At 65.7% G+C, this 20,029-nt stretch carries 18 protein-coding genes and 4 pseudogenes; 16 read left to right on the top strand and 6 right to left on the bottom strand.

Annotation, left to right across the window (positions count from 1 at the left end; translation table 11 throughout):
* Positions 1-199: 199 nt before the first annotated feature.
* From ACIOWN_RS33745 to ACIOWN_RS33760, 4 genes and pseudogenes are all read left to right on the top strand, one after another.
* Positions 200-355, top strand: coding sequence for a hypothetical protein (locus ACIOWN_RS33745; protein ID WP_362345575.1), 156 nt, complete (start codon positions 200-202; stop codon positions 353-355).
* A 205-nt stretch (positions 356-560) separates the two neighbouring features.
* A pseudogene (locus ACIOWN_RS33750) lies at positions 561-741 on the top strand (type II toxin-antitoxin system RelE/ParE family toxin); the annotation flags it as partial.
* Positions 741-1,064, top strand: a complete 324-nt coding sequence (locus ACIOWN_RS33755; protein WP_362345573.1) for a helix-turn-helix transcriptional regulator — start codon at positions 741-743, stop codon at positions 1,062-1,064. The pseudogene ACIOWN_RS33750 and the gene ACIOWN_RS33755, both read left to right, overlap by 1 nt.
* Before the next feature lie 842 nt (positions 1,065-1,906).
* The gene (locus ACIOWN_RS33760) at positions 1,907-3,061 is read left to right on the top strand and encodes a glutathione-independent formaldehyde dehydrogenase (protein ID WP_362345571.1); all 1,155 of its coding nucleotides are present in this window, start codon (positions 1,907-1,909) and stop codon (positions 3,059-3,061) included.
* Between the two features lie 141 nt (positions 3,062-3,202).
* On the opposite strand, the pseudogene ACIOWN_RS33765 reads toward ACIOWN_RS33760, so the two are convergent.
* A pseudogene (locus tag ACIOWN_RS33765) lies at positions 3,203-3,606 on the bottom strand (transposase); the annotation flags it as partial.
* 90 nt (positions 3,607-3,696) lie between these two features.
* Positions 3,697-4,056 (bottom strand): annotated as a pseudogene (locus ACIOWN_RS33770) (helix-turn-helix domain-containing protein); the annotation flags it as partial.
* A gap of 214 nt (positions 4,057-4,270) precedes the next feature.
* Here ACIOWN_RS33770 and ACIOWN_RS33775 point away from each other — a divergent pair.
* The 5 genes and pseudogenes from ACIOWN_RS33775 to ACIOWN_RS33795 form a co-directional block, all read left to right on the top strand.
* On the top strand, positions 4,271-4,846 hold the full coding sequence (locus tag ACIOWN_RS33775; RefSeq protein ID WP_401984348.1) for an NADPH-dependent FMN reductase: 576 nt from the start codon (positions 4,271-4,273) through the stop codon (positions 4,844-4,846).
* Positions 4,847-5,284: 438 nt separating this feature from the next.
* On the top strand, positions 5,285-5,740 hold the full coding sequence (locus ACIOWN_RS33780) for a lipocalin-like domain-containing protein (RefSeq protein WP_362345568.1): 456 nt from the start codon (positions 5,285-5,287) through the stop codon (positions 5,738-5,740).
* Between the two features lie 21 nt (positions 5,741-5,761).
* Positions 5,762-6,529: an SDR family oxidoreductase gene (locus ACIOWN_RS33785; RefSeq protein ID WP_401984350.1), complete on the top strand. Its 768-nt coding sequence runs from the start codon at positions 5,762-5,764 to the stop codon at positions 6,527-6,529.
* A gap of 254 nt (positions 6,530-6,783) precedes the next feature.
* The gene (locus ACIOWN_RS33790; protein WP_362345564.1) at positions 6,784-8,370 is read left to right on the top strand and encodes a Na+/H+ antiporter; all 1,587 of its coding nucleotides are present in this window, start codon (positions 6,784-6,786) and stop codon (positions 8,368-8,370) included.
* Between the two features lie 111 nt (positions 8,371-8,481).
* Positions 8,482-8,760: pseudogene (locus ACIOWN_RS33795) on the top strand (transcriptional regulator); the annotation flags it as partial.
* 112 nt (positions 8,761-8,872) lie between these two features.
* On the opposite strand, the gene ACIOWN_RS33800 reads toward ACIOWN_RS33795, so the two are convergent.
* Both ACIOWN_RS33800 and ACIOWN_RS33805 read right to left on the bottom strand, forming a co-directional pair.
* The gene (locus tag ACIOWN_RS33800) at positions 8,873-9,304 is read right to left on the bottom strand and encodes a DUF5994 family protein (RefSeq protein WP_362345562.1); all 432 of its coding nucleotides are present in this window, start codon (positions 9,302-9,304) and stop codon (positions 8,873-8,875) included.
* The gene (locus ACIOWN_RS33805; protein WP_362345560.1) at positions 9,301-9,654 is read right to left on the bottom strand and encodes a hypothetical protein; all 354 of its coding nucleotides are present in this window, start codon (positions 9,652-9,654) and stop codon (positions 9,301-9,303) included. The genes ACIOWN_RS33800 and ACIOWN_RS33805 overlap by 4 nt, the downstream gene beginning before the upstream one ends.
* Before the next feature lie 416 nt (positions 9,655-10,070).
* On the opposite strand from ACIOWN_RS33805, the gene ACIOWN_RS33810 reads away from it, so the two are divergent.
* The 3 genes from ACIOWN_RS33810 to ACIOWN_RS33820 all read left to right on the top strand — a co-directional run bounded on the left by ACIOWN_RS33810 (position 10,071) and on the right by ACIOWN_RS33820 (position 13,122).
* Positions 10,071-11,051 (top strand): STAS domain-containing protein, encoded by a 981-nt coding sequence (locus ACIOWN_RS33810; RefSeq protein ID WP_362345558.1) that lies wholly within the window; start codon positions 10,071-10,073, stop codon positions 11,049-11,051.
* Between the two features lie 225 nt (positions 11,052-11,276).
* Entirely contained in the window at positions 11,277-11,789 is a 513-nt protein-coding gene (locus ACIOWN_RS33815) for a DUF5994 family protein (protein WP_362345556.1), read from the top strand.
* A gap of 139 nt (positions 11,790-11,928) precedes the next feature.
* The gene (locus ACIOWN_RS33820; RefSeq protein ID WP_362345554.1) at positions 11,929-13,122 is read left to right on the top strand and encodes a GAF domain-containing SpoIIE family protein phosphatase; all 1,194 of its coding nucleotides are present in this window, start codon (positions 11,929-11,931) and stop codon (positions 13,120-13,122) included.
* A gap of 66 nt (positions 13,123-13,188) precedes the next feature.
* Here the strand turns inward: ACIOWN_RS33820 and ACIOWN_RS33825 are convergent, their stop codons facing one another.
* Both ACIOWN_RS33825 and ACIOWN_RS33830 read right to left on the bottom strand, forming a co-directional pair.
* Positions 13,189-13,656, bottom strand: a complete 468-nt coding sequence (locus ACIOWN_RS33825) for a DUF5994 family protein (RefSeq protein WP_362345552.1) — start codon at positions 13,654-13,656, stop codon at positions 13,189-13,191.
* Between the two features lie 356 nt (positions 13,657-14,012).
* The gene (locus ACIOWN_RS33830; protein WP_362345550.1) at positions 14,013-14,303 is read right to left on the bottom strand and encodes a hypothetical protein; all 291 of its coding nucleotides are present in this window, start codon (positions 14,301-14,303) and stop codon (positions 14,013-14,015) included.
* Positions 14,304-14,971: 668 nt separating this feature from the next.
* Between ACIOWN_RS33830 and ACIOWN_RS33835 the strand changes: the two genes are divergently transcribed.
* The 4 genes from ACIOWN_RS33835 to ACIOWN_RS33850 all read left to right on the top strand — a co-directional run.
* The gene (locus tag ACIOWN_RS33835) at positions 14,972-18,067 is read left to right on the top strand and encodes an ATP-binding protein (RefSeq protein ID WP_401984351.1); all 3,096 of its coding nucleotides are present in this window, start codon (positions 14,972-14,974) and stop codon (positions 18,065-18,067) included.
* Positions 18,051-18,689: an SLATT domain-containing protein gene (locus tag ACIOWN_RS33840; RefSeq protein WP_401984353.1), complete on the top strand. Its 639-nt coding sequence runs from the start codon at positions 18,051-18,053 to the stop codon at positions 18,687-18,689. Before ACIOWN_RS33835 ends, ACIOWN_RS33840 begins: the two co-directional genes overlap by 17 nt.
* A 259-nt stretch (positions 18,690-18,948) precedes the next feature.
* Positions 18,949-19,413 carry a transposase domain-containing protein gene (locus ACIOWN_RS33845; RefSeq protein ID WP_401984354.1) on the top strand — a complete coding sequence of 155 codons (465 nt, stop codon included), beginning with the start codon at positions 18,949-18,951 and terminating at the stop codon, positions 19,411-19,413.
* Between the two features lie 350 nt (positions 19,414-19,763).
* Positions 19,764-20,029, top strand: a 266-nt coding sequence (locus tag ACIOWN_RS33850) for a helix-turn-helix domain-containing protein (RefSeq protein WP_401984356.1), incomplete at its 3' end; no start/stop codon positions are given.

Raw genomic sequence — 20,029 nt, forward strand, 5'->3', positions numbered from 1 at the left:
GCCTGCTGCGGTTGCTCTTGCTTCCCACCTGGCACTACTTCCTCTGGAACCTCACGTCCCAGTCTCCAGGTGTCCAACATCAAGGGGAAGCTTCAATCCGCGATCCTGCCGGCTGTTGCGGAGTACGACCGGCTCGGCCGGGATGCGTTCCTGGAGAGATACGGATTCGGACCGTCGCGTAGCTACCTGCTCGAGATCGATGGCAAGCGACTCAAAGGCCATCGTGGGGGCGGCGCACGGCTATCTGTCCGGACGGGATCCTCTGGGAAGCGACGAGTTCTCCGGCGGCAAGGACCACGCTGCCAAGCTGTTGAGCGACCTCGGATTTGAAATCGTGGTCCGTACGGCGGACTGATCCCTGACGGCACCCGACATCGAAGGTTGCCGAATCTGCGATCTCAGCACGAGGAAACGGTGCAAGTGGCTCTCCGGAAGGCAGGAGAGCCACTGCGACGTGGGCTGATCAGTACTGGTCCGGTGCGACCGGAATGCGTTGAGTCGCGAGTTGTACCGTTCGCGACAGATGTTCTCGGTCATCACGGCGAACGAGCCCGGTGCCCGAGGCCGTGCGTCTCCCGTGCCGGCTCGCCCCCGGGGCAGCGGATCGTTCTGCTGACGGTGTTCCGTAAGACGAGGATGCGTGAGGCGGCGGAAGTCGAGCGCGCGCACCCGGCCCAGAAGGTTTGCGAGGCCGAGCACGGCCGGGCCATGCACATCTACGGTCGGCGCAGGGAGAGTTGATGAATCACAGCACGTGGAGGACGCGTCGGGCCCGGCAGCTCGCGGGTGAGGCGGTGGAGTACGACCAGGAGTACGTCGACGCGCGGCTGGCAGGCGACCTCGGGCAGGCGGTCTACGACCGTCGGATCGAACTCGGCCTGTCCCAGACCGAGCTGGCCGACCGAGCCGGGATGACGCAGCCTCAGGTGTCCCGGATGGAGGGCGGCGACACCGTGCCGACGCTCCCGCTGCTGCGACGCCTGGCCAAGGCCCTGGACGGCACCCTGAACCTGGCCATCGACGAGAGCGACTCCCATGTCACCTTCACCCCGCACGCCGCCTGAGTGCCTGGCGGGCAGGTCGTCAGCCATGGATGCCGAAGGGCGCCTACGAACTTTCGTAGGCGCCCTTCCCTTCTGTGCCCGTGGCAGGATTCGAACCTGCGACACCCGCTTCAGGAGAGGCCCTATAGCCGTCGCTGTCTATGGCGATCTTCCCCTAGGTTCACCGTTCTTGCTGGTCAGCGAGGTGCAGCCTTCCGTCCCTGTCTGATCGTTCCCTGCCTTTGCATGGCCTTCCGTTCCCATGACGTTCCCATGAGGGGCCCCACGAGCCCGTGGGAACGAGGGCGGGGCAGTCTGTCGAGACCAGTTGCGGCGTCGAAGAGGTGAGCACCGCAAACCATTTGGGGGCGACAATGGCCCCGCCTCCAACAGGGCGGGGCCCTCGGCCGTCTGTGTGGGTCGCTCATGGCCACTGAGGACAGGCCATCTGCTCGCGCAGGTGGTATCGGCGACACCGACGCTGTCTGCGGCTGCGCCGGTGTCTACGGGCCGCAGCCGGCAGCAGGCCGCGGAGCCGGAAACATGCGGCCTGGTGGGATCCGGGCTCGGAAACACAGGTGCGGCACGCCCATTCTCCTGGGACCCCGACGTCCCACGGGCAGGCTCCACAGGGACTTCCCGCCACGGCTTGACACGCCTGATGAGGGTGGGAGGGTGGAAGAGCGGTGGTGCGGTAGTGGCCATCAGGTTGAGGGCGTTGCGGAGCGCGGGATTGTTCCGGCGCCTGAGCGGGACGAGCCCGCGTGCCGGTTCCCGTCGCCTGAGTCGTCCAGAGTGACCTGATCCCCCCGCGCGGCTCCTGATGCCGGCCATCGTGTGGTGAAGCAATCGAAGGGGAAGCCATGAAGGCTGTTGTCTATGACGGGCCGCGTACCGTCAGTGTGAAGGATGTCCCCGACGCGCGCATCGAACGGCCCACCGATGTGCTGGTGAGGATCACCAGCACCAACATCTGCGGTTCGGACCTGCACATGTATGAGGGCCGCACCGACTTCGAGCAGGGACGGATCTTCGGCCACGAGAACCTGGGGGAGGTGACCGAGGTCGGCGCCGGGGTCGACCGGGTCAGGGTCGGGGATCTGGTCTGCCTGCCGTTCAACATCAGCTGCGGTTTCTGCCGGAACTGCGAGCAGGGGCTGACCGCGTTCTGCCTGACCACTGCCGACAATCCGAAGACGGCTGGTGCCGCCTACGGCTTCGCCGACATGGGCCCGTACAGTGGCGGGCAGGCTGAGCTGCTGCGCGTGCCCTACGGTGACCACAACTGTCTGGTCCTGCCGGAGGAGGCCCGGGAGCGGCAGACCGACTACGTGATGCTCTCCGACGTCTTCCCCACCGGTTGGCACTGCACGGAACTGGCGAAGGTACGGCCCGGCGACACCGTGGTGATCTACGGTGCCGGCCCGGTCGGCCTGATGGCCGCACTGTCGGCGAACCTCAAGAGCGCATCCAAGGTCATGGTCGTGGACCGCCACCCGGACCGCCTCGCGCTGGCCGAGCAGATCGGGGCAATTCCCATCGACGATTCCAAGGCCTCGCCAGTCGACCAGGTCAACGAGCACACAAACGGGCTCGGGGCGGACCGGGGCTGTGAGTGCGTGGGCTACCAGGCCCATGACCCCCAGGGCCATGAGCACCCCAACATGACGCTGAACAATCTGGTGGAGTCGGTGAAGTTCACCGGCACCATCGGCGTGGTCGGCATCTTCGTCCCCCAGGACCCCGGCAGCCCCGACAAGCTGTACCAGCACGGTGAATTCGCCTTCGACTACGGCCTGTTCTGGTTCAAGGGCCAGTCGGTCGGCAACGGGCAGGCCAACATCAAGGCCTACAACCGCCAGCTGTGCAACCTGATCCAGCAGGGCAAGGCCACACCGTCCTGGATCGTCTCCCACGAGCTCACGCTGGACCGGGCCCCCGAGGCCTACCAGCACTTCGACGCCCGTGACAACGGATGGACCAAGGTCGTCCTGCACCCCGACGGCGGCGCCCGTTGAACAATGTCACCGGCAAGGTGACCGGGGTAGGCGCGGCAGAACAAGCCAGCATGCGGCCCCGGCCGAGTACCGACCCGGGGCTGCCAAGTCACCGTCGGCGCATGGTTACTGAGGTTGCTCGTGATGTCGTGTTCTTGTTCAGCCGCGTCGGATGCGCTGGACGAGGTGTTCGGGGGTGCTGTAGGCGACGTTGGAGAGCCAGCCGCGTCGCAGGAGCGACCAGATCCCTTCCACGGGGTTGAGGTCGGGTGCGTGGGGCGGCAGGTAGTAGATGGTCAGCCAGTCCCGGGCTTCGGCGAACTCCCGCAGGTCGGCGGCCTTGTGGACATTGAGATTGTCCCAGACCAGTACGATCGGGCCGTCGAGCTGCTGGTGGGCGGCGATCAGCAGGGCCCGGTAGTCGCGCCAGGAGAAGCTCTTGCACCCGTCGCGGCGGCCGTCGTCCCGGCGCGGCCGGTAGATCAGCCTTGAGCAGTGGCCGGGTTTGAGCAGGTCAGTGTGGCGATGGAGATCCGTCTGCGGGAACGTCCGCGGACCCGCACCACCGGGGTCCGGCCGCGCTGGGACCAGGTCTTGGCCTGCGGCGCCGGGACCTGGCAGGACCAGCCGTTACGCACCAGGAGCTTGCGCACACCCTGGATCGTGTAGGTCAGGTGGAAGCGCCGGCCGATCACTGTCTTCACACGGCTCAGAGTCCAGCGTTGGTCCTCCCACCCGTGTGCGGCCGGTCCCTTGGACGGCTCCGCCTCCAGCTGTGCGAACTGCTTCTCGCTCAGCCTCGGCAGCGACGCCGGCCCCTGCGACCGCAGAGCACGTGGACCGCCCTCCTCCCACGCCTGTCGCCATCGTTGCACCGAGCGGACGCTGACGCGCAGGTCTTCGGCGATCACCGAGCTCGCCTCGCCCCGGGCGAACCGCTCAGCCGCCTGAAGCCGTAACCCCTCGCGAAACTGCTGCCGGTCGGCGGTCAGCCCGCCACCCTGTGGATACCGCATGCCCCGGTGATACCGCAGCGGACCACGGCCCGTCAGCCCCTACGTCTCCACGAGTTTTAACCTCAGTAACGGCACCGTGACGCGTGCTCCTCCGGTTGGATCAGCCTGGAAGGCGGATTACCAGCGACCGTGATTTCCTGCACTTGCAGGAAGTGCGCCCGCTTCCGGCGAGAGGCCGGGCGAATGTACGGCGCGCGCATCGAATCGAGGAGAAATGACCACGTACAACGTCGGCTACATCGTGGGAAGCCTGGCGACTCAATCCATCAACCGAACACTCTCCAAGGCCCTGATCCGACTGGCTCCACCGGACCTGGAGTTCAATGAGATCCCGATCAGCGATCTCCCGCTCTACAGCTACGACTACGACAGTGACTTCCCCAGCGAAGGTAGGAGGCTCAAAACTGCGATCTCTTCTGTCGACGCCATTCTATTCGTCACCCCGGAATATAATCGGTCAATTCCCGGCGCTCTGAAGAACGCCATCGACTGGGCCAGCCGCCCCTGGGGAGACAATTCATTCACCCACAAACCGTCCGCGGTAATCGGAGCCTCCCCCGGTGCCATCGGGACAGCCATCGCCCAGCAGAGCCTTCGCAGCGTCCTCAGCTACTGCAACTCTCCTCAAATGAACGCACCCGAGGCCTACATCAGATTCAACCCGGAGGTATTCACGGACGATGGCCAGGTCACCAATAGTGATATGGAACAGTTTCTGCAACGCTTCATGGAGGAATTTCGCGATCACATCGTGCGCGTGCTCTCCGTGCTGCCTCCCAGGAACATGTGATGCCCTACATGTCTTCCGTGGAACCCCCTGACTCGGAGACCGCCTCAGACTGCACTGGGGGTAACAGCATCCGCGTTCTGGGCGCGCTATCCACAGCGGCGGCAGGACCGGCTCACTGCCCTCGGGGCAGCCGGCCGCCGGGGCCATCATCACTTCGCTGGTACCGACGTCCCCCACCGGCGTCGAGGAGATCCTCGACGCAACGTACGGAGTAGCGGGCCGAGCGCGCTCCGGCTGGCTCTGAAATCATCTTCGCGGGTGGGCTGAATCCAACAGTCACCGGCCGTACCAGGCAGGCTGTCGGATTAGCCCAGGACAGCTTGATGACGGAATGTGCTTTCACGGCGGTAGCGAGAAGCGGGTTTTCGCCGACCGTGGGCGCCGGATCGCGGGTGCCGTGATGGCGGCGGAACGGCACACTGATCGATGGAGGTGGTGATGACTGAAGGCCTGCGCAATCGGCTGATTGGTGCGTGGAAGCTGGTGTCGTACCGGGAGATCCCGGTGGACGGTTCCGAGCCGTTCGAGCCGCTGGGCGATGAACCGCAGGGCATCATCATGTACACCCCGGACGGGTACATGTCCGCGCAGCTGTCCAGGCCGGACCGTCCCGGCTTCGCCTCCGGCGACTGGTTCGACGGTACGACGGAGGAGTACACGGCGGAGGCGACCTCCTACATCGCCTACTCGGGACCGTTCCACGTCGATGAGGAGAAGCAGACCCTCACCCACTCCATGTTCGTGTCCCTGTTCCCCAACTGGACCGGCCAGACGCAACCGCGTGTGGTGAGGCTCGAGGGCGACACGCTGCATCTGAGCACCGCATCACCCATCACGTCGAGTGGCAAGACCGTCAACTCGGCCCTCACCTGGCGCCGGGCCGAACCCAACTGACCTAGCGCAGGAGGGACCCGCATGAACAGTGGACGACGGGTCGTCGTGACGGCTGGTGCCGCCGGCATCGGACTCGCGACGGCCAAGGCGTTCGCGGCCAACGGCGACCGTGTGCACATCTGCGACATCAACGAACGGGCCCTCGAAGAGGTCACCGAGGCCAATCCAGGGATCACCGCGACCGTTTGCGACGTGTCCGACCGGCGCTCGGTCGAGGCCTTCGTCGCGGAAGCGGTCCACGCCCTCGGCGGTATCGACGTGCTGGTCAACAATGCGGGTATCGCCGGCCCCACCAGTCCGGTGGAGGAGATGGACCCCGATCAGTGGGAAGCCGTCTTGGCCGTGAACCTTACCGGCACTTTCAACGTCACCAGGCTCTCCATCCCCTTCTTGAAGAAGTCCGACGCCGGCGTCATCCTCATCATGAGCTCCGTCGGCGGACGCTATGGCTACCCGAACCGCAGCCCCTATGCGACCACCAAGCGAGGATTGATCGGCCTCACCGAGACCCTCGCCATCGAACTCGGCGACGTCGGCGTCCGCGTCAACGCCATCGCTCCCGGCGCCGTCGCCGGCGAGCGCATCCAGCGGGTCCTGCAGGGCCGGGCCGATGCCAGTGGCCGCAGTCTGGCGGACGTCACCGCTGACGCCCTGAGCATCCAGTCCCTCAAACGCTTCACCGCCCCCGAGGACATCGCCGCACTGGCCCTCTTCCTCGCCTCCGACAGCGCCAAGTCCATCACTGGACAGACCATCCCCATCGACGGCGGCTCGCAGGCCGCCCAGTGAGATGCCGTGATCCTATGGCGGGGTGGAGGCCGCGGAGTGAGGTGATCCAGCCGCGCTGCTGAAAGCCCCGCAGTGTGGTGTGTCAGGTCCTTCATCGCTGGCCCGACGCCGAGACCGTTGGACGTTCGCGGGCATCCCGCACCGGGCGATGCGGCGCGCCTTGTAGCCCGCGGGTCCGAAGCGGCCGGTGAGCGGGGCGGCATGGCAGGCTTGAAGCCTGCCGTGTGAACGTCCGACGTCCCGGAGCGCTGAGCGTGGATCAGTTGGCCCTGCTGTTCGTCGTGTTGCTGGGGGCCGTGATCAGCGTCCCGGTCGGCGACCGGCTCGGGCTGCCCGCGCCGGTCCTCATGACGCTTTTCGGGATCGTCCTGGCGCTGCTCGACTTCGTGCCGAACGTCGACATCCCGCCCGCGCTGATCCTACCGACCCTGCTGCCGCCGCTGCTCTACGCCGCCGTACGGCGCACATCCTGGCGGCAGTTCGCGGCGAACAAACGGCCGATCTTCCTGCTGGCCGTGGCGCTGGTGTTCGTCACGACCTTCTGTGTCGCCCTCGTCTCGCACAGCATCGTGCCGGGGTTGTCCGTCGCAGCCGCGGTGGCCCTGGGTGCGCTGGTCGCGCCGCCCGACCCGGTCGCGGCGACCGCGGTGGCCGGGCAGCTCGGACTGCCGCGCCGCCTGGTGTCGATCCTGGAGGGCGAGGGGCTGTTCAACGACGTCACCGCCATCGTCCTCTACAACGTGGCGATCGCCGCCGCCGTCAGCGGGGAGTTCTCGGCCTGGCGGGCCGGGCTGGACCTGGTGCTGTCCGCGGTGGTGGCGGTGGTCGTGGGCCTGGCGGTCGGCTGGGCCGCGAACAAGCTGCTGGGCCTGCTGGGGGACGCGACGCTGCAGATCGGGCTGACGCTGCTCGTGCCGTTCGCCTCCTACGTGCTGGCCGAGGAGTTGCACGGCTCCGGGGTCCTCGCCGTGCTCACCACCGCGCTGTTCCTGGCGGAGTACGCCTCCGACGCCGACGACGTGATGACCCGGCTGGCCGGGCACACCGTCTGGGACGTCGTGGACACGCTCGTCACCGGGATCGCGTTCGGGCTGGTCGGCCTCGAGCTGCACAACGCCCTGCGCACGGCGTCAGGCCGGTGGGGCGAGCTGCTCGGCTGGGCGGGCGTGGTCGTGGGCGTGGTGGTGCTCGTACGGCTGGTGTGGCTGCTGCCTGCGACCTGGTTCACCAAACGGCTGCACGCGCGGCGGGATCAGAACGAGGACATCCCCACGACCTGGCGGGAGACCGTCGTCATGTGGTGGTCCGGGATGCGCGGCGTGGCCTCGGTGGCGCTCGCCCTGGCCATTCCGCTGAAGACGGACAACGGCGCGCCCTTCCCCGACCGGGACGAGATCGTGTTCATCGCCTTCGCGGTGATCATGGCGACGCTCGTGGTCCAGGGGCTCACGCTGCCGTGGCTGGTGAAGTGGCTGGGGGTGCGGGCGGACACCGAACGGGAGAAGGAGTTCGAGGAGGAACTGGCGGCGCGGGCGGCGCGGGCCGCCAGACGGCGGCTGCGGGAGATCGAGGCGGTCGAGGAACTGCCGGAGGAGGTGGCCGAACAGCTGCTGCGGAGGGTCGCCGACATCGGGCTGCGAATCAGCCCGCAGCTGGGGGACGAGGAGCGCCGGGAGGGCCACGACAAGCGCGTACGGCGACTGAAGCGGTTGCGGCGGATCCAGAGCGAGATGCTGAGCGCGGCGCGGCACGAGGTGCTGGCGGCGCGCAGGGAGCCGGGGGCCGACCCGGAGATCGTGGACCGGGTACTGCGCCACCTGGACGTACGCAGTCTGCGGTGAGCCGCGCTCGGCGTACTGGGTGATCATCGTTGGACTTGCGACGCCGGAGTAGGCGCGCACCTCGTCCACTGTGCCCGCGAAGTACTCACCGCGGATCGCCGAGCGGCCCACCTGAAGACCCGCCCCGACTTCGCGGGCCTGTGGGAACGCTACGAGGTGACCGGACGCAAACCCGCGCAGAAGACCTTCCAGTACCCCCAGGTCGGCACGGTCACCCTCACGTCCCATTCCCTGCACGTGGAAGGCACCCCGGGACAGCACCTCGGCGTCTACACCGCCGCACCCGGCGCCCCCGACCACGACGCCCTGCTCCTGCTCGACATGACCACGCCCCGACCGGAGCACGGTTCCGCGCCATGCACCCCGGGAGCGATCCGCCGGCAGCCGTGAGCCACCGCCGCTGTCCGGCAGGAACGCGTAGCCACGGCATGCGCCTGTGACCATCCGGCTCCCTGCCGACGGCTTGGAGCCGACCCGCTCCCCGCAGGCCGGCCCGTCCAGGTCAGGCAGTGCGCCCCGCAAGCGGGGCGTCCGCCGTGGCCGTCTCCATGAGCCGCTCGGCCTCCTCCTCCGTGGCAGCGGGTGGCACGACGAGCAGGTCCCAGCGGCCGTGTCCTGGAGCGAGCAGGCAGACGGTGTGTTCGGCTTGCGGCGAGTCCGTCCGGCGCACGTGCACCCTCTGTTCCTCGACGAGCCGGCCCTCGATGGGCATCCCGTCTCCGGACAGCGACCACATCGCCCCGTTCACGAGAACGCTGCTGATGTGCCCCCAGCGGTGCGGCAGCCCGGCGAGCAGTCCGGGGAGCTCGGCGGTCAGGTCGTAGGACCTCGGCCACCAGGCCCCGTCGATACGCCGGGCCGAGCCGTCCTGGGAGGACTGCTCCCCCAGCCGGAGTCGGGCGGAAGGCGGGTGAAGCGACAGGGTGGTGGTCATGAGGACTCCTGGGGCGGTAGGGGTGGGGGACTCGCCACGGTCGGGGGTTCGGCGGGCGACGGCCCGCCCGGTGGCCACACGCATGACGCCGTCTCGCCCGGATGTGTCCGGTCGACCGGCGGCCTGCTGGCCTCCAGCCAGGGGCGGAGCGGGCCGGCGCCCCGCTCGGGGTCGAGCGTGAGGTGCAGACGCGTCCCTCCCCCCGACGGGAAGGCCGGGTAACTGCGTTGCTCGCCCCCGGCGAACAGCAGCCGGAGAGCGTCCGCGACGTGCCGGGCCGCTTCGGCGTCCATGGAGACGATGCGGACCTCGACCCTGCCCTCGGCGGGAGGGGCATCTGGAACGTCCACGGTCAGGGATGAGTACGGTGAGTGCAGGGATTGTGTGGTCATCGGGCGGAACCCGTCCCGGGCTGGAAACGGCCCGTGAGGCGTCACGCGGCCCTACCGTGCCGCGCGCCGAGGACGAGACCAGCCCTGTCACCGGTGTACGAAGTACCCTCGACCCTTCCCACCGTACTCCTGGCACCCTCGGCGCAGCCGCTTCCCGTCGCAGGCGACGTAGGGTTGACGTACCGAGGGCACCACGCACTCCGGCCGCCGCGCCGGGTCGTCCTCGGCGAGAGACGAACCCGGGCCGCCCCCAGCGGTCGGCGCGGAGACGGGTCGGCATCATGTCCGCCGCGGTCGAAGCAACTCCACGCAAGCTCGTCATGGCTGGCGTCGCGCTGAGCACCCGCGCTGGTCCACGCCCCAGGGGAAGCGTGATGGCCTTTCCCCGGCTGGACATCCGTCGGCGGAACCGAGGGGAGCGGACGCAAGTCACGCTCGCCGGTGACATCGGACCGGCCACGACGCCGCTGCTGCGGGCCGCATTGGAGCAGTGTCTGCTGGACGGTGTCACCGTGATCGACATCGACCTGGCCACGGTCGGCTCCTGCGACGCCAGGGGCTTGGACGTCCTCCTGTCGGCGTCACGGCGCGCCGGCCGGGTTCACGCCTCCCTGCGGCTGCACCACCCGTGCGCGCAGATCACCCAGCTCCTCGCCGTCACCGGATCCGCTTCGCTGCTCCTTGCGGCTCCCGTGAGCCCCGTTCCGCCCGCCGCACCCGGCGACCTCATGAGTACCGCGCCGCGGGCGCCCGAGGACCCCGCTCGTCGGCCGGATCAGCCGGTCCTCAAGGACGCGATCCGCCTTCGCCGGCTGACCCGCTGGCAGGCCGAAGACATGCGCGAGGACATCGCGGACCTGGCCGCGGAGTCTGTCGCGGACACCCCCGGCGAGGCGTACCACGACCGTGGAGACTTCCTGCGCCGCTTGGCGGTCACGGCCCACCGCCCCGGCTTCGCGCTGCTGGTCGCCGAGACGACGGTGCTGGTCGGTTGCGCCTTCGGTTTTCCGGTGGGCCCTGACGGCTCCGGCCGGTGGGGGTTCGACGGAACGCTCCAGGAGACCATCCAGCGGCTCACCTCCCGCGCGCGGTTCGTCGTCCTCACCCAGGTCGTGGCCCATCCGCACGCTCAGCAACGCGACATCGCCCGCCGCCTGCAACAGCGTCTGCTCGCAGACCTGCACTCCTCCCTCGGGGTCACCCTGCTGCATCCTGCCGACCAGGCAGGACAAGCCTCCTTCTCGTCCTGGGGCTGGCAGAACATGGGTGAGGTCGTCGGGCTGCCCGGCCCCGTCGCCCCCTGCGTGCTGAGCCTGCCTGCCGAAGGGCTTGTCCCCGGCACGCCGATGATGTGACGGAGGGGCGATGAGCCGGCGTTCGTACCGGCCTCGTCGGTCACGCCACCCGTCGTCTGCCGTACGAACGTATCTCCGCGCAACGGCTGCGCACCGCGCCGCCCGCGACGGCCGGGAGTAACCTGGCAGGTACCGAGAGCTTTTCGGGCGCGCGACCACGGCGGCGCCGTTCCCGGCGAGTAACAGACACGGGCAGTCGCAAGCCGCCCGGGACGGAACCGCACGATGGACGCCATCACGAAGCCCGCCGAAGGTCCGGCACCAGCTGACGGACACACCTACCGGATGCCCTTGCCCCGGCTGCGCCTCACGCGGGACGCCAGCCACGGCCCGCTGGACGGAGCGTGGTGGCCGCGCTGCGACGCACTGGAGCTGGAGCTGCCCGCGCTGGTCGGCTCCTTGGATCCGAGCGTCGGCACCGTCACCCACGTCACCGTGGGGAGCGCCGCCTGGCCCGATGCCCCGCAGAAGGTGATGGCGCCCGGGCATGTGATCGAGGTGGTCCTGACCGACCTCGCCGCCGAGGCGCATGCCATCACCGTGGACTGCGGCACCGTGGGACGCTGGGAACTGCTGGTGATCCCACCGGACGAGCCGGCCGGAACGGCTGCCGGGTTGCTGATCGCTGCCGCCGACCCCGGGAACTCGCTGCCGGCTCCGCGCCTGCTCGCACTCGCCGAGCGCGGCCCCGACGGCCAGGACACATGGGAGTCGGAAGGAGGAGCCGGACTCAGATGAGCAGCCCGATCTGGTGGGGCTCGCGCGTGCCCGTGCCGATGCGGACGTCTACGACCCCTCGATGGAGCGATGACACCGACAGACCCTGCGTCGTCCCAGTCCGCCGCACTGACCAGCCCGGCCAATGGCGGGTGAGTGGATGACGATCGGACGGCGCGCGGACCGCTCCGAGAGCTTCGGGGAAGCTCTGCTGGGCGAGGTCCTCGATCGCGCGCATGAACTGCCGCCCCATCTCATCGGGCCCTTGGTCGCCGACGTAATGGGGCGGCTCGGGGGCCGCCGACCGCAGGTGCTGCTGCAGGACTACGGACAACTGCTGCTGGTGCCCCTGCCCGGCGACGGCCTCACGGGGGGCGAACCGCTGGTGATCGACGACTCCGAGGCGGGCCGCTGCTTTCTCGACGCTCACCCCGTCGAGCTGCCCGAGGACGACGGCGTGCGGGTCCACCTCCCGCTGCTGGACGGCGGCGACCAGGTCGGGGTCATGGCAGTGACGTTGGACAGCGTCGATGACCACGACCGCCGCATACTGCGCAGGATCGCCGGCCTGGTGGCCGACCTACTGGTGACCAAGCACGGCTACTCCGACCTTTTCTTCGGTGTCCGACGCGGTGAACCGATGAGCGTCGCCGCGGAGGTCCAGTGGTCCCTGCTGCCACCGCTGGCGATGATCATGCCTCGCGTCGCCGTGGCCGGGATCCTGGAACCCGCCTACGACGTTGCGGGGGACAGCTTCGACTACGCCCTCAACGGAGACATCCTCCACGTGGCCATGATCGACGCGATGGGCCACGGCCTGGACGCAGCCACGATGGCCACCGTGGCTATCGGTGCCTACCGCCACGCCCGCCGCGCCAGCACCGGGCTACCGGAGATCTACGGCTTCATGGACCGCGCTGTGGCGGACCAGTTCGGCCCCGAGCACTTCGTCACCGCGCAGATGCTCCAGCTGGACACCACGACGGGGCATCTTCAGTGGGTCAATGCCGGGCACCCGTCACCGATGCTCGTCCGTGATCATCGAGTAGCCCTCCGGTTGACCGGTCCGACGACTCTCCCTGTCGGCTTCGGCGGTCCGGAGCCGCAGGTGTGCGAGATGAAGCTGGAGCCGGGGGACCGCCTCCTCTGCTTCACCGACGGACTGATCGAGGAACACGCGATGGGTGAAGAGCAGTTCGGAGAGGGCCATCTGATCAACTGGGTGAACCAGTTGGAGAGAACCGGCCGCGGGATCCGGGCGGTGGCGCGCGCCTTGTCCCATACGCTCAAGCGGGCGCGGGGCGGACACACCACCGACGACGCGACGCTGCTCCTGGTGGAGTGGCGCGGCTGACTCACCACTGTCGTCCGCACGTCCGCCGGCCTCGGCCGAGGGACGGCTCGTCAGTCCCGACTGACCCTACCCGCTCCCGGTGTCGATGAGGATCTGTTCCGCCTGGCTGATGTTGTCGGCCCGGACGGCCTGGGCCATCGCGGCATGTGCGGCTTCTGGTGTCGCGTGCGGCGGGACCACCAGCAGCGAGAACACGTCCTGGTCGCCCCGGGTGATCAGGACGGTGCCATCGCCCACCGGGAAGGAGTCGATGTGCACCACCCGGTCGTCGACGACGATCCGCGTCGGGAGGCCTTCCCAGGCCGCGGCGTCCAACCCGACACGCGTCACGGGGCCGAGATGTGCGATGAGGGCGCTCAGCAGCCCGGGCAGCTCGGCACCGATGTCGCGCGACCGCGGCCACCACGCACCGTCCAGGACGCCTTCACGCGACTCCGTCGTCTCCAGCCGGAGCAGCGCACACCCCGGCCGCACGGCCGCGTGAACACCACTCGGCAGATGCCGGGAAACAGGGGGTGAGCCGGAGCCGGTCATAAGGGACCACCCGTCTTCCAGAAACGGTGCGAACACGGGACTCGCCTCGTCCCTTCCACGCTACTCCGTGTAGCCCCGGGAGCCGGAATCACCGGGATCGGCCCGACCCCGGTGCGCCGCTGCTCACCTCGACCGAGCAGCGCAGCTGCCCCACCGGCCGCGCGTCCCGTCTCCGTCTCACCCATCGACTGGCAGACACGCCTCACAGCCCGCACAGTTCTGGCTGGCATCCAGTGGATCAGCCCCGTCAGCGCCCGCACCGTCGGCCACGAGCCCGAGAGCGACAGCCATGACGACACTCCGTGAACGCAAAGTCTTGAGGGTGGTCTGCTCGTCCTGGAGGACTTCGCTGCGGGTCATGGCCAGGCAGGCTGCCCGATGTGCTCAGGCACTGACCGCTCGTCGAGCACGAAGAGCCGACCACCGACGAGGCGAGTGGCGGTCTTCCAGCCCAGACGCTGCCCGGCCTCCCGCGCCGCCTGCCGAACGTCCTTCAGGTCGCCCATCTCCGCGAGGTCGTCGCTGCCCAGGACCAGCTGCCCGAGAAGCCCCTCGTACTGCGGCTTCAGAGCGGCCCGCATCAACGACTCCAGCCGGTCGACCAGCTTCTCGTACCGGCGCCGAGCCAGCTCGTTCTTCGCGGGCATCTCGCACAGCTCCCCACCTCTGCCCGCAGCCGCATGTGTGCCATATGTGTACCGCGAGTACGAAGGCCCTCCCGCCCGTGGGACGGAAGGGCCTCTGACCAGGCGTTTTGCTGTGCCCCCGGCAGGATTCGAACCTGCGACACCCGCTTTAGGAGAGAGGCTGGGTGATCTCGTGCCTGAACTGCGGGTTCTCCAGCCGAGGCAGCGGGCGGGCACTCGACCGCGGGTCACCGGTGGTGACCGTGACTGCCTCCTGCATCTGGCACGGTTGTGGCACGAACCTCAGCCGATGACAGCCAGCCACGATGGCGGGTGCGCCGACCGGTCAGGCGCGCGTGTGCCTCGCTGCACCCGCACTGGCCTCAGCCACGCTGCCATTGCCGACGACCAGAGCAAGCTGCGACGGCCAGCACATGCTCATGGCGCCTGGGCTCTCAGCTTGGGAAGCTGCGGCATTGCAGGGCCGGTTAGGCCGGCTGCCTTCACCGGGATCCCCCGCAGTTCCCCGCCCGACCTAGTGCGCTTGTGGTCTGGCAGGTGTCGCGGACTGCCTCGGTCGCCGTCAGCAGTAGCAAGGCGCCGACCCAGGGGGCCAGTTGGCGAGAGTCTTGTACGTGGCTAGCTGATGAACGCTAGCCTCATAAGCAAGATGACGACTAGGGGGCTTCGTGACTGCACTTCCATCATTCGCCGAGCAGTCCGCAAGCGGGGCGTGTCACCTTGCCGCGTTTGGTGGGTTCAGCCTTAATCAAACTCGAAGAGAGTTGGAGGAATTGCTAGGAAGAATCGGGCAGTATGGGTTCTTTGATGAGTACACCAAGCATGACATCACACATATTGACGAGATGCTGAAGAAGCTAGACTGGCTCGTCACGCCGCAGACGCGCGAGGCGATGACACCGGCAGACTGGCTACTTGTCGTCCTTTCTGTATATTTCCATGACCTTGGGATGCTGGTTAGTAAGAGTGAATACGAAAGGCGCGACGAATCAGAATTCGCGGATTTCTGCAAGAGTACTCTAAATACCCCAGACGCTGAAGGGCGAGACTACTTCGCCCGTCTCGGCGGATTGAGCGAGCAAGAGAAAGAGCGGTTCCTGTATCAAGAATTTGTACGGTATAATCATGCCGCTAGAGTGCGTAAATGGATTGAGGGCGATGCCTCCCTTAATCTCGGCGCGAACGAAGTGATTGTTCAGGAAATCCAGCGGCTTCTAGGCTCGATTGACTCCGTATTCAAAGAAGATCTGGCCAAGGTTTGCGAGAGCCACCACCTAGATGACCTGTATGACGTAAAGAAGTATCCTGTTGACCAATACTATGGATCATCGGAATATGAACGAGCGAACGTACAGTTCGCAGCCGTACTTCTTCGTACAGTAGATTTGCTTCACATCACGCGTGACCGTACTCCTTCGGTGGCGTTTCGTGTGTTCAACCCTTCCGATCCTATTAGCCAAAATGAGTGGGCTAAACAGTCTGCCGTGCGCGCGGTTGTGGCGATGAAGGGCACCGACAAGGACGGAGTCCCTTCAGATTCTGCGCCGCAAGACACTATTTCTGTCCATGCGACCTTCACGGACGAGAATGGCTTCTTCGGTCTTACTTCGTACCTGAAGTATGCCGCCGATCAACTGCGTAAGAGCTACGACTGGGTGCAGCGCTCGAACTCGAGCAAGGGCACAAGTTACTACTTCCCATGGAAGATTATTGACACAACGCGCGTGGAGGCTCGTGGATTCCTCACCGAGCCGTTCCAGTTTACCATTGATCAAGAGCGAGTTCTGGATCTCCTAACCGGCCATACTCTCTACAACGACACTAACGTTGTCCTGCGAGAGCTGGTCCAAAACTCGATTGATGCTGTTCGAGTGAAGCATGACCTCAGGGCGCCGCATGATGGCAAAGTGAGCATTTCCTGGAACAGTGAGGAGCGCACACTCGAAGTCTGCGACAATGGTACTGGAATGACGCAGGAAGTCATTGAGAACAATCTCCTACGGGCGGGTTCTAGTCTCTATCAGGACCCTGAATTCCGCAAAAAGCACCCTTCCTTCAACCCCATTAGCCGGTTTGGCATCGGTGTCCTGTCGACCTTCATGGTTGCTGACCAAGTAGAAATCATTACCTGCCACCCGGATGAAGAAAAGGCTCGACAGCTTTCCCTGCGCTCAGTTCATGGACAGTACCTGGTACGCACCTTGGACAAGAACCATGAAGTTCCTGCATCTATTCGCCCCCACGGAACCATCGTGAGATTGACCCTCCGGCCGAGTGCGGAACTGAAGAACGTAACCAAGACTGCACAGCACTGGGTTGTACTACCGGAATGCAACGTCACCGTGCAAGAGGATAAGGAAGCAGTCCAGTCAGTTGGTTATACCTCCGTGGGGCAAGCCCTAGAAGACGCGATTAAACGGTCTAGCCCAGCCCACGCTTCGGCGTTGGAAAAGGGCAAGATCAAGGTGGTCGAGCGCCATAGCGAGAATATGTCAATCGCCTACGCCCTTAGGTGGAACCAACACTTCAGGGAGTGGACGTTCTTGTGGGCTGAGCATCGCACAACACGAAGGACTATGCCTGAGCAGGTACCAACTACGGGTGTGTGCGTTGCCGGTGTGCGCGTCGAACAATCCACGCCAGGGTTTCGGAACGTTGGACCTATCGCGGCCCTTGCAAACACTTTCGGACCTATGTCCCCTCGCACAAATGTCGCCAGATCGGCTTTGGAACCCACCCCTGAACTGAATGCCTTCGTCCGACAGTGTTACGAATCCTATTGTCAACATGTAATCGAGGAAATTCAGCAACTGCAAACTGAACGCCAGCATTCAATCACCTGGGCGGCTGAGGAAGCCGTATTTATTGCGGGACCTCTTAGGGGGCCGGGAAGCCCCGTTGCGCCGACTCTGCTCAGGGAAGCTATTCAAGAGATTCCCTTCTTTCTCGTCGAAGAGGGCGGTTTCAGGAAAAGAGTAACAGCCCAAGAGTTGTACCAGTACGACAAGATTGAGACCACGGAGAGCGCCGTCACGGAGCATGTGGAATATTTGCTTAGGGAGCTTCCTGGTGGCACTCGTGAATCCGTGATTAACCTTCTTAGCGCCGACCAACAGGAAGGCATCTCATCGCCCAATCCCATTTTGTGTTCCCGCTTGGGGAGAACGGATGAAATCGACGATCTATTCCTATCCGAGTGGGAGATCTCTGTGGTTGCAGGAGATATTAATAACCGGAGCTGTAGCGTCACGTGGGTGAAGAAGGACGACAGCCCGCGGTGGACGCCGGGTGACGTCATGAATAGTCCTCTTGAAGCTTTGGAGCGCGACCGCGACAGTTATTCGGGGAAGCCTACGCCACTAGTCAGAATTCCAATCGGTGAAGTTGCTGTTTCGGGCTTTAGTGACAGCATGCAGGGATTCATCGCAGGAGATAAGCGGTATCTCCTGCCCGGCCATCCTTGGCAGCGGATGGTGGATGAACTCACCATCGAGCGCGATTCAGGAGAATTCGAGACGCGTTTGCTTCTGCTCTGTTGGCTTATCACGCAACGAACAGGTTCGGAGGATCGCTTCAACCGTTACGGGGCCCGTAAGGAATATTCTGCGGCAGAGACCCAAGAAACCTTGCAGAGACGAGGGTTTTTGCACCTGGTTGATTGGTCGGAATTTGCGAGAATCGCACGCTCTAGGGATGGCTTAGTAGAGTTCTTTGATACTCGCAAATGGCAGCGCTGGGGTGGGGGTTATGGTTTCTTCTTCTAGCGAGACTAGCGGCGTGGTGTCAGCTGGTCGTTATCGAACGGGTGATTTGCAGGCTGTAGGGTTTCCGAGAGTTGCAGAGGGAGGTGATACAACGGAAGCCATCAAAGAGCTATTTTCCTGGGTGGAGTCGTTCGTAGTCGATTCGATTAACTGGTACACGCGGGAAAAGGTGTCAAAGGCTAGATGGTCGCGGTTTCTCCGAATTTCCGCCGTGCTGAGCTTTGCTCTAGGAACGGTAACACCGGTGGTGACGGTGGGGATGGGGTGGTCGCGACAAGCGATTTGGGGATACGGGATAATCGGAATAGGCGCTTGCTGTGTTGCCGTCGATAGAGTGTGCGGGTTCTCCTCTTCGTGGATGAGGTATGTCTCTACCGCTATCTCTCTCAATCGCCAGTTAGTCATGTTTCAGACATCGTGGCCGCGCATTGAGGCGAAGCTGGCCCATCAGCCGAGCTCGGAAGACTTTTCCGAAGCGCTACAGGAGCTAGTCAGTTTTGTAGACGTGACGTCCCTGCTGGTGGAGAATGAGACGATGGCTTGGGTGTCGGAGTTTCAAAACCACGTTGTTCAACTTGAGTCTGGATCGATTTCTGCGTTGCCGCAACGGAGCCAGCAGTGACATCGCAGTTCCGCTGCGGGCTTCCATTGGTCGGCGTAGCGGCTTTGGGCTGGAGCTGCTTTGGCGCGAGGATCATGGCCTCGTAAGCTTCCGGCGCGTCGGGCAGCCTGTGGACCTGCCCGTTAAAAGCACGACGTTGGGGCCATGATTTGCGAGGCTCCGCCAAACTGGTTATGTAAGGCCCAAGACGGGGAAGTTAGGGCTGCTTTGGCTGGTCGGGTGGGGTTGACACGGGAACGGAGCCCGGCGCGGACTGTGAATGTCGAGGTCACGGCTCGTAGGGGCTCCGTTGTCTGTTCGGTGTGCCACCGCCAGGGTGGTTCGGGACCGGTCGTGGGTGTGGTTGCCGGGTCATTTAGGGGCGTTGACGCGGTGGGTTCCGGTGTCGTTAGTGGACGAGGTGGTTCAGGCCGCGGACTGTGGGCAGCGTCGGGTGCGGCTGCTGCCGGCCAGGGTGGTGGTGTACTTCGTCCTGGCCCTGGGCCTGTTCGGGGACTGTGGGTATCGCCGCGTGTGGGCGGCGATGACGGCCCGATGGCCGACCGGGATGGTGGCCGATCCATCGGCGGCCGCCTTGCGGCAGGCACGCCGGCGGTTGGGGGTGAAGCCGCTGATGTTGCTGTTCGACCGGCTGCGCGGGCCGGTCGGCACCGCCGCAACACCAGGAGTGTTCTGGCGCGGGCTGCGACAGACCAGCCACCGGACCACGACCGAGCCGCCCTAACTTCCCGGTCTTGGCGTAATGCCGTGGAGCCGACCGCCCCAGCCACGACGTAACCCCTTCTATGGCGCCAGGCGGCTGATGGCTGTGCGCGGCACGGTCACCGGCTGGGCTGGAGCGGGGCGGAGACAGGAGCGCAGGCCCGGCCGGGGGCCGGGCCGCGCGCGGTGAGCGGAGCGAGCCGCCTTGAACCAGTAGAGAAAGTTGTAACTCAGTCTGTGGCGTGGGGCTGTCCGGTCCCGGTAGATGCTTGACACTTCGGTCCCAGCTGATGGTTGACAGTGGCCGTGTTCGGCTTTTCTGTGCGTGTCGTTGCGGCGCGTGTGGGGAGGCCGGGATTGGCGCTGGTGGAGTTGTCGGTTGTTGAGCAGAGGTACCGGGCTGTCCTGGCGGTGCTGGCGGGAGCGACCGTGACCGAGGTCGCGGCTTCGCTCGGGGTGTCGCGGCAGACGGTGAGCGGGTGGAAGTCCCGGTATCAGGCCTCTGGCTTGGCGGGTCTGGCTGATCGTTCGCGTAGGCCGGCGTCGTGTCCGCATCAGGCCTCGGCGGAGGTCGAGGCGGCGGTGTGCGAGCTGCGGCGCAAGCATCCGGGGTGGGGGCCGCGGCGGATCGCGTTCGT

This window comes from Streptomyces sp. NPDC087787 (assembly GCF_044743035.1).
Taxonomy (GTDB): domain Bacteria; phylum Actinomycetota; class Actinomycetes; order Streptomycetales; family Streptomycetaceae; genus Streptomyces.